Below are 13,515 nucleotides of genomic sequence, written 5' to 3'. Positions count from 1 at the left end.
CCTGTCATCCATCCGCGTGTAAGCCGCCCGGAAGCCGACGACGGGCGCTGCAACGCACGAGGCCGGAGGCGCCGGATTCGCGCGTTCGCGGAAAGGCCGGCCTGCGCGCGAAAGCCGCCCCGGCTCAGCCCGCGCCGGCCATCGCGCGCAGGCCGATGCCGACCAGATAGGCCAGCACCGTGCCGGTGGCATAGCCCAGCGTGCCCAGCAGCGCGCCGACCGGGGCCAGCGCCGGATGGAACACCGCCGCCACCACCGGCGCCGAGGCCGGCCCGCCGATATTGCTCTGCGAGCCGATGGCGAAATAGAAGAACGGCACCTTCAGCAGCCGGCCCAGCAGCCACAGCAGCACGATGTGCACGGCGATCCACAGCACGCCCAGCACGAACAGCCAGGGCCGGCCGAGCAGCGCGGCGATGTCCATCTGCATGCCGATGCAGGCGATCAGCACGTACAGCAGCAGCGTGCCGATCTTCGAGGCGCCGGCGCCGTCGAGCTGGCGCGCGCGGGTGAAGCTCAACGCCAGCCCGGCGAAGGTCGCCAGCAGCACCACCCACACATAGGGCGAATCCAGGCTGGCCGCATGCGCCCACGGATACGGCGCGAACAGGCCCGCCAGCGGCGGCGACACCGCATGCGCCAGGCCGACCACGCCGAAGGCCAGGCCGATGATCAGCATGTAGTCGGTCAGCGTGGGGATGCGCGCGTGCTGGGCGCTGTAGTCGGCCAGGCGCGCTTTGAGCGCGTCGATGGCCGAGGTGTCGGCACCCGAGCGCGCATCGATGGCCTTGGCGCGCCCGGCCAGGAAGATCAGCACCGCCATCCACACATAGCCCACGCCGACATCGAGCACCACGAACTGGCCGAAGGTGGTCTCGTCGACCTGGAAGATTTCCTTCATCGCGACCATGTTGGCGCCGCCGCCGATCCAGCTGCCGGCCAGGGCCGCCATGCCGCCCCAGGTGTCGCCGGCGGTGGTCGCCGGATGCGCGTGCTGCATCACCCAGAAGGCGAAGAACGCGCCGAGCATGATGCTGAAGGACGAACCGAAATACATCGCCAGCAGCTTCCAGCCCAGCCCCATGACCGCCTTGAGGTCGATGGTCAGCGTCAGCAGCACCAGCGCGGCCGGCAGCAGCACGCGGCTGGCGACCGGGTTGTAGAGCTGGCTGCCGGCGCCGTCGATCACACCGAGCGAGTTGAAGATGCCGGGGATGAAATAGCACAGCAGCAGCGGCGGCACGATGCCGTAGAACTTCTGCCAGACGCCCTTGAGCGAGGCGGTCCAGAAGACGAACGCCAGCGTGGCGGCGATCAGGCCGAACAGCACGATGTCGGACTGGATCAGGGCGGTGTGGGTCTCAGACATGGCGCCGCATGGTAGGCGCGCAGGCGGCGGGCCGGAACCGGCCGTGGCCCGCGACAGGGGAAGATGGCCGCATCGTCAGCGCACCGGCACGTCGAACTGCACGCCGGGCGAGGGCTCGGGCTTGAAGGTGTAATGCCACCACTCCCCGGGATAGTTGGCGAAGCCGCGCCGCGCCATCGCCTCGACCAGGCGCCTGCGGTTGGCGCGCTGCGCCTCGCTCAGGCCCGGCGCATCGGTATGCGCGCGCGGATCGAAGAAGTCGAACGGCGTGCCCATGTCCAGCTCCGTGCAGGCGCCGTCGTGGCAACGCACCAGCGTCAGGTCCGCCGTCGCGCCGCGACTGTGGCCGGAGACCTCGGCCACATAGCCATCGGGGATGATCCGGGTCTTGTCCAGCGCCGGATAGAACTCGGCCTTCATCGCCTGGTCGGGCAGATCGGCGGCCCAGCGCATGAAGGCCTGCACCGCGCGCACCGGGCGATAGCAGTCGAACAGCTTCAGGCCCAGGCCCTGCGCGCGCAGGTCGGCCTGCACCTGCGCCAGCGCCTGCGCCACCGGCGCCAGCAGCAGGCACCTGGGCGCGTCGTAGCCGTCCACCGGCCTGCCGGTGAAGTTGTGCGCGCCGGCATAGCGGATGTCCCGCTGCACGTCCGGCGCGAGCGTGGTCACATCGACCAGGCCGGCCTGCGCGGCGGTGGTGGCCGGCGAGGTGCGCACCGGCTCGGCGGCATGCGCCGCACCACACGCGGCCAGCGCCGCCAGCAGTGTCAGCGTGCGCCTCACGGCGCATCCTCCTGCGCATCCTTCGCCGGGGGTGGGAGGGTCAGGTCGTGCAGGATGCGCAGGTCCTCTTCATCCAGCGTGCGTCCTTCCATGCCGCGGAAGTGATGGCGGAAGGACTGCACCGCATCGCCGCGGTTGTCCAGCGGATACCCCAGCGTGGCCATCGCCAGCCACGGATCGAAGCCGGCCGGCGCCGGCGGCGCATCGGCGCGCGGCCACGCGCCGAAGCCGGCCTGCGCCAGCCGCTTCCACGGGAACAGCGGACCCGGATCGACCTTGCGCCCCGGCGCCATGTCCTCGTGGCCGATGATCGCCGTGCGCGGGATGTGGTGGCGCCGGCACAGGTCGTCCAGCAACAGCAGCAGGCTGTCGATCTGCGCATCGGCGAAGGGCGAGTGGCCATCGTTGTCCAGCTCGATGCCGATCGAGGCCGAGTTGACGTCGTTGATCGTGCCCCAGTGGCCCGCGCCGGCATGCCAGGCGCGGCGAGCGTCGCTGACCAGCTGGTAACGCTTGCCGTCGGCGCCGATCAGATAGTGCGCGCTGACCGGACCTGTGCTGTTGGCGGTCTTGAGGGTCTTGAGACTCTCGGCCACCGAGTCCTCGCTGGTGAAGTGGATCACGATCAGGATCGGCCCGCGCGCATTCTGGTTCGGCGACGGATCCCACTGCGCCAGCGGATTCTTCGGCGGCAGGCCGGCGCAGGCCGACAGCAGCAGCGCGGCCAGCAGCAGCATGGCCGCGCGCAATGGCAGGTTCGGTGTGGGATGCATCGACGGGCCCTGGTTCATGGATCGCCTGCGCCTCACTTCGCCGGGCACGCGCCGACGCGCTGGAAGTGCAGGTCCTGGTAGTCGTAGCTGAAATCGGCGTCCGGATCGATCGCCTTCAGCGTCAGCGTGGTCTTGCCGTCGGCCTGGGCGAAGTCCAGCCACGGTTCGGCATCGACGCTGGCATCGTCCCAGTCCACCAGCCAGCGCCCGTGCGAGACCAGCACCGGCCCGCGCATCAGCGGCGAGCGCGCGGCACGGAACACGACGCCCTGGTCCTGCGGACACAGGCTCACCTGGCCGAACCAAGGATCGCGGTACACGCCCTGCCAGCGCGCGAGCTGCGCCGCCGGGGCGGGCCTGCGGTCCGACGTGTCCGGCACCTGCGGGTGCGTGGCGGTGGCGACCGCCTTCGCGCGGGCCTGTTCCAGCAGGCCCGCGTAGTGATCGACATCCAGCCCCGCGCCGGGCCGGGTGTAATGCTTGGTCAGCGCCTCGGTCAGCGTGGTGCGCGCGGCCTCGCCGTCGCCGTTGATCAGCACCACGAAGCCGACGCTGCGGTCCGGCAGCAGCGTCACCGAGGAATACATGCCCATCAGCGTGCCGGTATGCGCCACGCGCCACTGGCCGTCCACGTCCGAAAGCCGCCAGCCGTAGCCATAGCCGTACAGATGCGTGCCGTCCCAGTCGCGCAGCTGCGCCCCGATCGGCATCGGCGTGTGCAGCGTCCACAGCGCGGCGCGCTGCTGGGCCGAGAGCCAGGGATGCGCCGCGTCGGGCGCCAGCCACATCGCGATCCAGGTGGTCAGATCGCGCACGCTGCAGCGGATGCCGCCGGCGGACATGGACGGGTTGTCCGGAATGGTCGGGCCATCGGCGCGCACCACCACGTTGTGCCCGTCCTGGACCATGTGCGGCTGGGCCAGGTTGCCCACCGCATCGCGATCGAACGCGCCGACCTGGCAGCGGGTCATGCCCAGCGGGCCGAACAGCTCCTGCCGCACCAGCTGGTCGTAGGGCTTGCCGCCGGCCTTGGCCGCCACTTCGCCGGCGACCACGTACATCAGGTTGTCGTAGGCGTAGTGCGCGCGGAAGCTGTGCGTGGGCTGCAGATGGGCCAGCCCGGCGATGATGTCGGCGCGGGTGAAGTCGTTGGGCTCGGGCCACAGCATCAGATCGCCCGCCCCCAGCCCCAGGCCGCTGTTGTGGATCAGCAGGTCGCGCACCTGGAAGTTGCGCGTGACCCAGGGATCGGCCATGCGGAACTGCGGCAGGTATTTGGTGACCGGGTCGTCCCACTTCAGCTTGCCCTGGTCCACCAGCCGCGCCAGCACGCCGGTGGTCATGGCCTTGGTGTTGGAGGCGATCTTGAACAGCGTGTCGGCGTCGATCTTCTCGCCGCTGCCGGCGCGCGTCTCGCCCGCCGTGCGCAGGTAGACCACCTTGCCGTCCTCGACCACGCCCACCGCCAGGCCGGGCAGCCGGTAGCGCGCCATGGCCTGATCGAACAGTGTGTCGAAGGATGCCTGCGCCGGCGCATCGGCCGCCGCCGACGGCCCCGATGCGAGCAGCAGCCCTGCCAGGGCCAGCGCCTTGCCTGTGTGCTTGAACATGCCGTTCCCGTCACGATGGACGGCCCGTGCGCGACGGGCCGTCCGCGCGCGTGCCCTCAGAAGTTCCAGGTCACCACCAGCTGGGTCCAGCGCGGCTCCTGCCAGACCGTGCCCTCGCCAAAATACGGCATCGGCGTGCCCGGCGCGCTCTCGTAGCGCGAATGCACGTTGATCACCGTCTGCCGGTTGAGCAGGTTGTACACCGACAGGCGCGCCTTCAGGTCGATGCCTTCCACCGGCAGCGTCCAGGTCACGTTGGCGCCCAGGTTGTAGACCCAGGGCATGCGGCCGAACGCGCCGCGCTCGGAATACACCAGCTGGCGGGTGCGCCAGTCGCCGCAGTTGGCCGTGCACAGCCAGCCCGAGCCGCCGCCGCTGAACTCGCCTGGCCCGCCGGCCGCGCGGCTGTCGTTGGGCCAGACCACGCCGAAGGCGGTGATCGGGCCGCCCGAATGCGCCGCCAGGGTCGCGCCGAAGCTCCACATGTCGTTGAGCTTGAAGCCGCCACGCAGCTTGACCTGATGACGGTAATCGTTGAACAGCACGCCGTAGCGCTCATTGACCGCCGGATGGTCGTAGTACTGCACCAGGTTGGTGTCGTTGTAGCCGGTGTCCGAGTTCACCGGGCCTTCGATGTTGCCCTCGCTGCGCGCATAGATGTAGCTGGCGTTGAAGAACCACTTGTCGTCCCAGGCGCGGTCGATCTGGAACTCGGCCGCCTTGTAGGTGCGCCGCGGCTTCTTGTAGCCCATGATCGCGCCGCTGCCGCCGGCCTTGTAGCCGTCCTTGGAGGAGTCGAAGGTCACCCAGTCCTCGGTGGTCGGGCACCACAGCGTGGTCTTCTCGCCCGGGTTGATGATCGGCCAGTCGCCCGAGTACCAGGGGCAGCCCTCCACGTGGTTGATGCGCGCGTCCTCGACCGCGCGGGTCATCTTGCGATAGGTCAGGTTGACGCCATAGGACCAGGCCTCGCTGATGGCCTGCTGGAAGCCCAGGATGTATTCGTCCTGGTAGACCTGCTTGATGTTCCTGGCCACCGTGGTGCGCAGGTCGCTGGGCGCCGGCGCGTTGCCGTCGGTATTGACCGGGCCGATCTGCGCGCCGAGGTTGGGCAGCAGGTAGGGATCGCCGGTCACCGGGTGGCGCTGCTCGGACCAGCCGTCGAGCACGTAGTAGGTGTGCTCGTCGGTGGTGCCGCCGCCGAAGTAGTCGGTGAGCTTGTTGGTCAGCGGAATGTAGTAGCGGCCGGCGTTGCCGAACAGCTTGGTCGTGCCGTCGCCGCGCATGTCCCAGCTGAAGCCCACGCGCGGGGACACCATGTCGGAGAAGTCGGCCTTGGCGAAGGTCGCGCCCGAGGCCAGCAGCGTGTTCTCGAACTTGTCCGCGCGCACGCCCAGATTGAGCAGGATGTTGGGCGTGACGTTCCAGTTGTCCTCCACGTAGATCGCCTGCGCCTTGGCGCGCACCGGCGCGCCGGTGACGTAGTAGCGCGCATCGACGATGGCATTGACGCCGGCCGGCACCACCCCGCCGCCCGGCAGCACGCTGCCCGGCGTGGTCGCCTGCACCTGGTAGCTGCGGCCATCGCCCGGATATACCCGGGCGCTGGTGGAATCCATGATTTCCTGGTCGGCGCCGAAGCGCAGCAGGTGATCGCCCAGGGTCCATTCGAAGTCCAGGCGCGCCGCCTTGCGCTCGTCCTCGCGGCTGTTGATGCTGGAGTTGCTCGGGTGGCAGCCTTCCTGCGTGGTCCTGGGGCCGAAGGCGGCGGTATAGCTGCCCGACCGCGTGACGATGCTGCACGCCGCATCCAGCGGGCTGCCGCTGTCCTCGCTGCGCTTGTTCACCCCGTACAGCGCCTTGGCCACGAAGTTGTCGCCGAAGTGGCCGGTATAGGTCAGCGACCAGTTGTTGCCGCCGGTGGCCGCATTGCTGCTGCCCACCCACGCCCCGCGCGTGCCGCTGTCCCAGTCGTAGCCGTAGGCATCGGTGACCGTGTCGGCCTTGTCGGAGAAGGCCAGCAGTTCCAGCAGGTGGTCGTCGTTGATGTGCCAGTCCAGCTTGCCGCCCCAGAAGTCGTTGTCGCCCTTGGTGTAGAAGGCCTGGGTGGTGTCGATGTCGCGCGGCTGCCTGTCGCGGATCTCGTACATGCCGAAGAAGAACAGCCTGTCGCGGATCAACGGGCCCGAGGCCCAGACGTTGGTCTTGTAGAACGAGCTGGCGTCGCGGCTGGTGCGGTCGCGCTCGTCCAGGGTGCCGTCGTGGTGGAAATGGTCCTTCTTGGACGCGGCCCAGGCCGAAGGCTCGGCGGTGAGCTCCGCGCCGGCGCGGAAGGTGTTGTCGCCCGAGCGGGTCACCGCGTTGATGACGCCGCCGGTGCTGCGGCCGAACTCGGCCGAGTAGCCGCCGGTCTTGACCTGCACTTCCTGGAAGAAGCCGAACGGCACCGAGGAGAAGCCCTGGCGGCGGTACGGATCGGTCACGTCCAGGCCGTTGATGTAGACCGCGTTCTCGGCCACCGACGAGCCGCCGAAGGTCAGTCCGCCGAAGGTCGCGCCCGAGGACACCACGCCCGGCGCCAGCAGCGCCACCGCGCTGAGGTTCTGGTCCACCGGCAGGCGCGAAAGCTCCTGCCGGCTGATGTTGAACGAGGTCTCGGTGGAATGGACATCGACCTGGTTGATCACCTTGGCGCCGACCACGCGCACGCCGTCCAGCGTCACCGCGCCGGCGTCGCCCAGGTTGACCGTGGTGGTGCCACCGAGCGGCACGCTGACCTGCAGCGGCGCGCCGGCACCGCCGCCGGCGTGCTCGACCACCAGGCGGTACTCGCCCACCGGCAGCTGCGCCAGGCGGTACTGGCCGTCGCTGCCGACGGTGACCGTGCGCGTCAGGCCGGTGGCCTGGTTGGTGAGGGTGATCGTGTCGCCGACGGCGGCGCGGCCGGCGATGGCGCCGGTGGTGCTCTGCGCCATGGCGGGCGCCATCGCGCCCAGGCACGCGCCGAGGGCCACGCACAGGGCGAGGCGCTTGTACTGCTTGGCTTTCATCCTGCTCTCTCCTTCAGGTGAAATGGGGGGAAGATCGGAGGTGGCTACGGCGCCCGCTTGAGCGGCGCGACATGCCACTTGAAGTCGTAGTTCCACTGGTCGTAGTACAGGTTGCCGCCGCGCCACTCGGCCTCGCCGCGCTGCGAGTCCACATCGTCCGAGCGCCATGCCGCCTTGGGCTGGGCGAAGCCCACCGACCAGTCGTCGTTGAAAGCCATGCGGTAGGCGTCGAGCCCGCCGAAGTAGAAGTCGCGCTCGGCCGGGTCGGCGCTGTCCAGCGCGCCGGTGGTCACGTCCATCGGCACCCAGCCGTACGGCGCCAGATACAGCCAGCCCCAGTCGTGGATGTTGTCGTAGCCCACCGCGTCGTCGGAGAACACCCAGCCGCTCTGCCAGCGCGCGGGGATGCCGTTCATCCGCAGCAGCGCGATCAGCAGCAGGGTCTGCTGGCCGCAGTCGGCGTGGCCGGCGTGCAGGGCATAGTCGGAGATGTTGCTGATGGTCGAGTACTCGCGCGCACCGGCCCACGGGATCCTGTCCACCGCGGCGAACAGCTTGCGCGCGATGCGGTAGGGATTGGTCTCATCGCCCACCACCTGCCGCGAGAACGCCCGCAGCTGCGGGGTGAACACCACGTGCGGCGGGCGCTGGGACAGGAAGGGCTTCAGCGCCGGATCGTCCGGCGTGGCCACCACCTTGTCCGGGTCGATGGCGAAGTGGCGCGCATACACGGTCACCGCGTAATGCACGGCGAAGCGCGTGGGCTGGCCCTTGCGCGCGGGGGCCTCCAGGTAGGCGGTGCGCTGCAGGGCATCGGTCCCGGCCACGCGCGCGCCGGCCGGCGTGCTGTCCAGGAACACGATGTCTTCCTGCTGGCCGGGGATGGCGCGCGGATAGGGAATCCACGCGCGGATGGTCTCGCCGTCGGGCACCGCATCGGCCTTGACGGTCAGGGACTGGGTCACCTCGATACGGCGCGGCGCCACGCTGGTGCGACCGCTGGCCCTGGCTTCGCGCAGGACTTCGCGGTGATGGTCGTTGAGGCGCTCGTTGGGGCCGTCGGAGGGTGCCCGCGGCTGGGCGCGGCGCGCCACGGCCTGCTTGCTCAGCAGGAACAGGTTGGACGGGGCGCGCTTGAACCACCAGCGCTGCCCGTCGATGTCCATGTGCTCGATCAGGCCCTGCGCGTCCCAGGCGTCGAACTCGTCCTGGCGCAGGTCCGGGATCGCCTGCTGCACCCGGGCGAAGGCCGCAGCGCGGTCCAGGCTGAAATCCAGGCGGATGCGGCGCATGCGCTCGCGCTGGTCGAGCAGCGCCTGGCGCGTGGCCGCATCCAGCCTCGCATCGTCCAGGGCCTGGTCGATCCTGGCCTGGGCCTGCCGGAACTGGCCGCGGTCCACCTGGGCGATCAGATCGGGCAACATCTCCGAAGGCGCGGCCGGGCGCGCGCCCAGCGACGCGGTCGCCAGCACCAGGCACAGCAGGACGCCGCGCGCCAGGCGCGTGGCGAGGGTGAAACCGGGGCAGGTCGAGGCGTCCACGTCGAGGCGGTCGTCCGGGCAGCGGCGGAGGACGACACGATTAACATGCACGATGCGGCCGGGTCAATAATTTATTCTTGCATTTTCAATCTTGAGGAATAATTATTTTTCTTCATCGATTCCGGAGCGACACCCCATGACGCGCCTGCTTCCTGCGAGCCTCGCCCTGCGATCGGCCGCCTGCTGCGCCCTGTTGTCGCTGCTGGTCATCGGCCCGCTGGCCGCGCGCGTGCCGGTGCCGCAGGTGGCCATCGACCCGGTCACCGGCGTGGTCGGCGTCGATCCGCCCAAGCTCACCGCCGCCTACTGGATCGCCCGGCAGCGGCAGCCCGACCGCGTGCTGCTGGACCGCGCCGGCATCGCCGCGCAGAACGCGCGCATGCGCCGCGACGACCCGGCCATCCACGACCTGCGCGCCCTGCCCGCGCAGCTGCCCAGGGCGCAGGTGGTCGAAGCGATCCAGGCGCTGTCGGCGCGGCCCACGCGCACGCTGTACGGCCTCGACGGCCAGGCCCTGGACGGCCCCGCCCTGGACGCGCTCCAGGCCAGCCTGGCGCTGGACGCCGTGCCCGCCACCACGCCGCTGCGCTACGGCCTGGTCACCCATCGCGCCGACCTGCGCACCTTCCCGACCACGCAGCGCGTCTTCAGCAGCCTGGACGACCACGACATCGACCGCTTCCAGGAAAGCGCGCTGTTCCCCGGCGATGCCGTGGCCGTGCTGCACGAGAGCCGCGACGGGCAGTGGCTGTTCGTCACCTCCGAGCGCTACAGCGCCTGGATCGAGAAGCGCTTCGTCGGCCTGGGCAGCGCGCAGCAGGTGTTCGGCTACGGCGCCCGTGGCCCGTACCGCGTGGTCACCGGCGCCACCGCCACCACGGTGTTCACGCCCGAGCAGCCGCAGGTCTCGCAGCTGCAGCTGGACATGGGCGTGCGCGTGCCGGTGCTGGCCGACTGGGCGCCGACCCGGCCGGTCAACGGCCAGCTGCCCTACACCGCCTGGGTGATCCAGCTGCCGATCCGCAGCGCCGACGGCACGCTGACGCTGGTGCCGGCGCTGCTGCCGCGCACGGCCGACACGGCGGCCGACTACCTGCCCCTGACCCCGCGTCACTTCATCACCCAGGCCTTCAAGTTCCTGGGCGAGCGCTACGGCTGGGGCCATTCCTACGATGCGCGCGACTGCAGCGGCTTCACCTCCGAGGTCTACCGCAGCTTCGGCGTGCTGCTGCCGCGCAATACCTCGCAGCAGGCGGTCAGCCCGGCGCTGGACCGCATCGCCTTCGCCCCCGACGACCCCGACGCCAAGCGCCTGACCGCGGTCAGGCAGCTGTCGCTCGGCGACCTGGTCTACATCCCGGGGCACGTCATGGTGGTGCTGGGTCACGCCGACGGCCTGGCCTACGTCATCCACGACACCGCCGGCGGCGGCTGGGCCGGCGCCGACGGCAAGCGCGTGGCCGGCCACCTCAACGGCGTGTCGGTCACCCCGCTCGAGCCGATGCTGGCCAGCGACACCGCCAGCTACGTCGACCGCATCACCAACATCCAGCGCGTGCGCCCGAAAGCCCAAGAATGAAGATCACCCACATCGAACTGGGCATGCTGCGCGTGCCGTTGAAGACGCCGTTCAAGACCGCGCTGCGCACCGTGGACACGGTCGAGGACGTGATCGTGCTGATCCGCACCGACAGCGGCCACACCGGCCACGGCGAGGCCGCCGCCACCGCGGTGATCACCGGCGACACGCATGGCTCGATCATCGAGGCCATCCGCCACTTCATCGCCCCGCGCCTGATCGGCCAGGACATCGCCAACCTCAACCATCTGACCGCCCTGGTGCAGTCCGCGATGGAGCGCAACACCAGCGCCAAGGCCGCGGTGGAGATCGCCCTGTACGACCTGTGGGCGCAGCGCTACGGCGCGCCGCTGTACCAGCTGCTGGGCGGCGGCGATCCGGTGATCACCACCGACATCACCATCAGCGTGGACTACATCGACAAGATGGTGGCCGACTCGCTGTCCGCGCTGGAGCGCGGCTTCGAGTCGCTGAAGATCAAGGTCGGCAAGGACATCGGCCTGGACATCGAGCGGGTCAAGGCGATCCACGCCGCGGTCGAGGGTCGCGCCCTGCTGCGCCTGGACGCCAACCAGGGCTGGACCGCCAAGCAGGCGGTCTACGCCATGCAGAAGCTCGAGGACGCCGGCGTGGTGCTGGAACTGCTCGAACAGCCGGTCAAGGCGGCCGACATCGACGGCCTCAAGTACGTCACCGAGCGGGTCAACACGCCGGTGATGGCCGACGAGAGCGTGTTCGCCCCGCAGCAGGTGTTCGACCTGATCCAGCGCCGGGCTGCCGACATCATCAACATCAAGCTGATGAAGACCGGCGGCCTGTCCAACGCCATCCGCATCGCCGACATCGCCGCGCTGTACGGGGTGGACTGCATGATCGGCTGCATGATCGAGTCCTCGATCAGCGTGGCCGCGGCGGTGCACCTGGCGGTGGCCAAGGCCAACGTGATCACCAAGATCGATCTGGACGGGCCCTCGCTGGGGCAGTTCAACCCGGTGGTGGGCGGGGTGCTGTTCGACGAGTCGGAGATCAGCATCCCGGATGCGCCGGGGCTGGGCATCCGCGAGATCCAGGGGCTGGAGCTGCTCGCGCCGTGAGGCACATGCGCCTTCTCCGGAACGCCACGCGTCCCTGCGGCCGTCATCCCCACGAAGGCGTGGATCCAGCGCCTTTGCCTTTCGTGCGCGCAAGTCACTGGGTCCCCGCGTACGCGGGAACGGCGAAGACTTCTGCTCCAGCGGCACCTGCTAGCGCTGTTGCTGTTGCTGTTGCTTCCGCCTTTCGGGGCCCCTTCCGCAGCGGCGATGCCGACGGGTCAAACCCCGCAGGGGCGCCGCGCATGGATGCGCGGCGTTTCCGGTCGGGGCAGGATGCCCCGTCCGGAAATTCCCGTCGGCAGCGCGGACCCGGTGCGCCGCAGGCGCGGCGGGCGCGAGGACGGGGTGTGCTTTCTTTGGCCTACCTTTCTTTGCACAAGCAAAGAAAGGTAGGTCGTGCCCCGGAGGGGCGCGAAAGCCTTTGCTGTTACATGCTGCTCCGCGTTGGAGGAGTGCCGCATGGAACCAAGGAGAACACGAACACGTTCGAGGGTTGCGCGGTTCGCTTTACTGCAATCGAGAGGGCGAGCGCGCTGGTGTTGCAGCTTCTGTTCAAAGCAGGGGCAACCGCCAAAGCGTTTCTCGCCCTGTCGGGCGCGAGTCACTTTTCTTTGCTTGTGCAAAGAAAAGTAACCAAAAGAAAGCACACCCCGTCCTCGCGCCCGCCGCGCTACGCGCGCCGGGTCCGCGGGACCGGCGGGGATTCGCGGAAGGGGCATCCTGCCCCTGCCGCGAACGCCGCGCATCCATGCGCGGCGCCCTTCGGGTGTTTCCCCGCCGGTCCCGCCGCTGCGGAGGGGGCCCGGAAAAGCAGAAGCCACGGCAACGGCAACAACTTGTGCAGGAGCACCGGCTGATGCCCCCCCTGCTCAAGATCCGCGCCGAACGCGAGCGCATGTCCGCCATCGAACGGCGCATCGCCGACTACATCCTCGACAACGCCCATCTGCTGCGCGACTACTCCTCCCAGCAGCTGGCCAGCGCGCTGGGCGTCAGCCAGTCCTCGGTGGTGAAGTTCAGCCAGAAGCTCGGCTTCCGGGGCTATCCGGACCTGAAGTACTCGGTCGGCCAAGCCATCGCGCGCGGCAATGGCGGCCAGCCGGCGGATCCGGCATCGCCTGCCGACAGCGGCGATGCCTACACCCGGCTGGAAGACAGCCTGCGCCGCAGCAAGGCCGCGGCCGAGGAGGAGACGCGCCTGCTCAACCCGCGCGCACGCATCGAGCAGATCGTCGCGCGCATCGACCAGGCGCAGAAGGTGTTCGTCTGCGGGCTCGGCGACGACGGCCTGTTCGCGCGCGAGTTCGCCATGCGCCTGTCGCTGCTCGGCGTGCTGACCGTGCACCATGCCGACGCGATCCTGATGATGACCAACGTCTCGGCGGCGCGGCCGGGCGATGTGCTGATCCTGCTGTCCGAGTTCGGCCAGCTGCCGCAGCTGTCGCAGATCTCGCGCCAGTTCCAGGACGCCGGCGGCGCGGTGGTGTCCATCACCCGCCACACCGCCAACCCGCTGCGCGCGCATGCCGATGCGGCGCTGGTGGTGTCCGCGCACGATCCGGCCCCGCACATCGCCCAGCTGCTGTACCGTTGTTCGCTGCAGTCCCTGCTGGATTTCGTGTTCGTGCTGCTGTGCCAGACCAATCCCGACCGCGAGCGCCAGCTGGCGGTCAACCTGGAACGGGTCCAGCACCTGCTCGACGCCTGACCCCACCG

Annotated in this window: 9 protein-coding genes; 3 read left to right on the top strand and 6 right to left on the bottom strand. The window is 69.5% G+C overall.

Features of this window, described 5'->3' with window-relative positions:
- Positions 1-124: 124 nt before the first annotated feature.
- The 6 genes from LAJ50_RS03130 to LAJ50_RS03105 form a co-directional block, all read right to left on the bottom strand.
- Positions 125-1,369 carry a DUF819 family protein gene (locus tag LAJ50_RS03130; protein ID WP_138651675.1) on the bottom strand — a complete coding sequence of 415 codons (1,245 nt, stop codon included), beginning with the start codon at positions 1,367-1,369 and terminating at the stop codon, positions 125-127.
- Positions 1,370-1,444: 75 nt separating this feature from the next.
- On the bottom strand, positions 1,445-2,152 hold the full coding sequence (locus LAJ50_RS03125; protein ID WP_224096448.1) for a M15 family metallopeptidase: 708 nt from the start codon (positions 2,150-2,152) through the stop codon (positions 1,445-1,447).
- The gene (locus tag LAJ50_RS03120) at positions 2,149-2,925 is read right to left on the bottom strand and encodes an N-acetylmuramoyl-L-alanine amidase (protein WP_138651677.1); all 777 of its coding nucleotides are present in this window, start codon (positions 2,923-2,925) and stop codon (positions 2,149-2,151) included. Before LAJ50_RS03120 ends, LAJ50_RS03125 begins: the two co-directional genes overlap by 4 nt.
- A 32-nt stretch (positions 2,926-2,957) precedes the next feature.
- The gene (locus LAJ50_RS03115; protein WP_138651680.1) at positions 2,958-4,535 is read right to left on the bottom strand and encodes a serine hydrolase; all 1,578 of its coding nucleotides are present in this window, start codon (positions 4,533-4,535) and stop codon (positions 2,958-2,960) included.
- Between the two features lie 56 nt (positions 4,536-4,591).
- Positions 4,592-7,585, bottom strand: coding sequence for a TonB-dependent receptor (locus tag LAJ50_RS03110; protein ID WP_138651682.1), 2,994 nt, complete (start codon positions 7,583-7,585; stop codon positions 4,592-4,594).
- Positions 7,586-7,629: 44 nt separating this feature from the next.
- Entirely contained in the window at positions 7,630-9,009 is a 1,380-nt protein-coding gene (locus LAJ50_RS03105; protein WP_138651828.1) for a transglutaminase domain-containing protein, read from the bottom strand.
- 253 nt (positions 9,010-9,262) lie between these two features.
- Between LAJ50_RS03105 and LAJ50_RS03100 the strand changes: the two genes are divergently transcribed.
- The 3 genes from LAJ50_RS03100 to LAJ50_RS03090 all read left to right on the top strand — a co-directional run bounded on the left by LAJ50_RS03100 (position 9,263) and on the right by LAJ50_RS03090 (position 13,507).
- The gene (locus LAJ50_RS03100; RefSeq protein WP_138651684.1) at positions 9,263-10,705 is read left to right on the top strand and encodes an SH3 domain-containing protein; all 1,443 of its coding nucleotides are present in this window, start codon (positions 9,263-9,265) and stop codon (positions 10,703-10,705) included.
- Positions 10,702-11,799, top strand: coding sequence for a dipeptide epimerase (locus LAJ50_RS03095; protein WP_130550490.1), 1,098 nt, complete (start codon positions 10,702-10,704; stop codon positions 11,797-11,799). The genes LAJ50_RS03100 and LAJ50_RS03095 overlap by 4 nt, the downstream gene beginning before the upstream one ends.
- 856 nt (positions 11,800-12,655) lie before the next feature.
- A complete protein-coding gene (locus LAJ50_RS03090; RefSeq protein WP_138651686.1) occupies positions 12,656-13,507 on the top strand; it encodes a MurR/RpiR family transcriptional regulator in 852 nt (283 codons plus the stop codon).
- Positions 13,508-13,515: the final 8 nt, after the last annotated feature.

The sequence above is a fragment of the Pseudoxanthomonas sp. X-1 genome (genome assembly GCF_020042665.1).
Classification (GTDB): Bacteria; Pseudomonadota; Gammaproteobacteria; order Xanthomonadales; family Xanthomonadaceae; genus Pseudoxanthomonas_A; species Pseudoxanthomonas_A spadix_A.
This window is presented reverse-complemented; position numbering and strand designations above follow the sequence as displayed.

Bases quoted from the DNA above. Each gene is read 5' to 3' on its own strand.
- LAJ50_RS03100 (WP_138651684.1), top strand. From the start codon at position 9,263: ATGACGCGCCTGCTTCCTGCGAGCCTCGCCCTGCGATCGGCCGCCTGC.
- LAJ50_RS03105 (WP_138651828.1), bottom strand. From the start codon at position 9,009: ATGTTGCCCGATCTGATCGCCCAGGTGGACCGCGGCCAGTTCCGGCAG.
- LAJ50_RS03115 (WP_138651680.1), bottom strand. From the start codon at position 4,535: ATGTTCAAGCACACAGGCAAGGCGCTGGCCCTGGCAGGGCTGCTGCTC.
- LAJ50_RS03130 (WP_138651675.1), bottom strand. From the start codon at position 1,369: ATGTCTGAGACCCACACCGCCCTGATCCAGTCCGACATCGTGCTGTTC.
- LAJ50_RS03110 (WP_138651682.1), bottom strand. From the start codon at position 7,585: ATGAAAGCCAAGCAGTACAAGCGCCTCGCCCTGTGCGTGGCCCTCGGC.
- LAJ50_RS03095 (WP_130550490.1), top strand. From the start codon at position 10,702: ATGAAGATCACCCACATCGAACTGGGCATGCTGCGCGTGCCGTTGAAG.
- LAJ50_RS03090 (WP_138651686.1), top strand. From the start codon at position 12,656: ATGCCCCCCCTGCTCAAGATCCGCGCCGAACGCGAGCGCATGTCCGCC.
- LAJ50_RS03120 (WP_138651677.1), bottom strand. From the start codon at position 2,925: ATGCATCCCACACCGAACCTGCCATTGCGCGCGGCCATGCTGCTGCTG.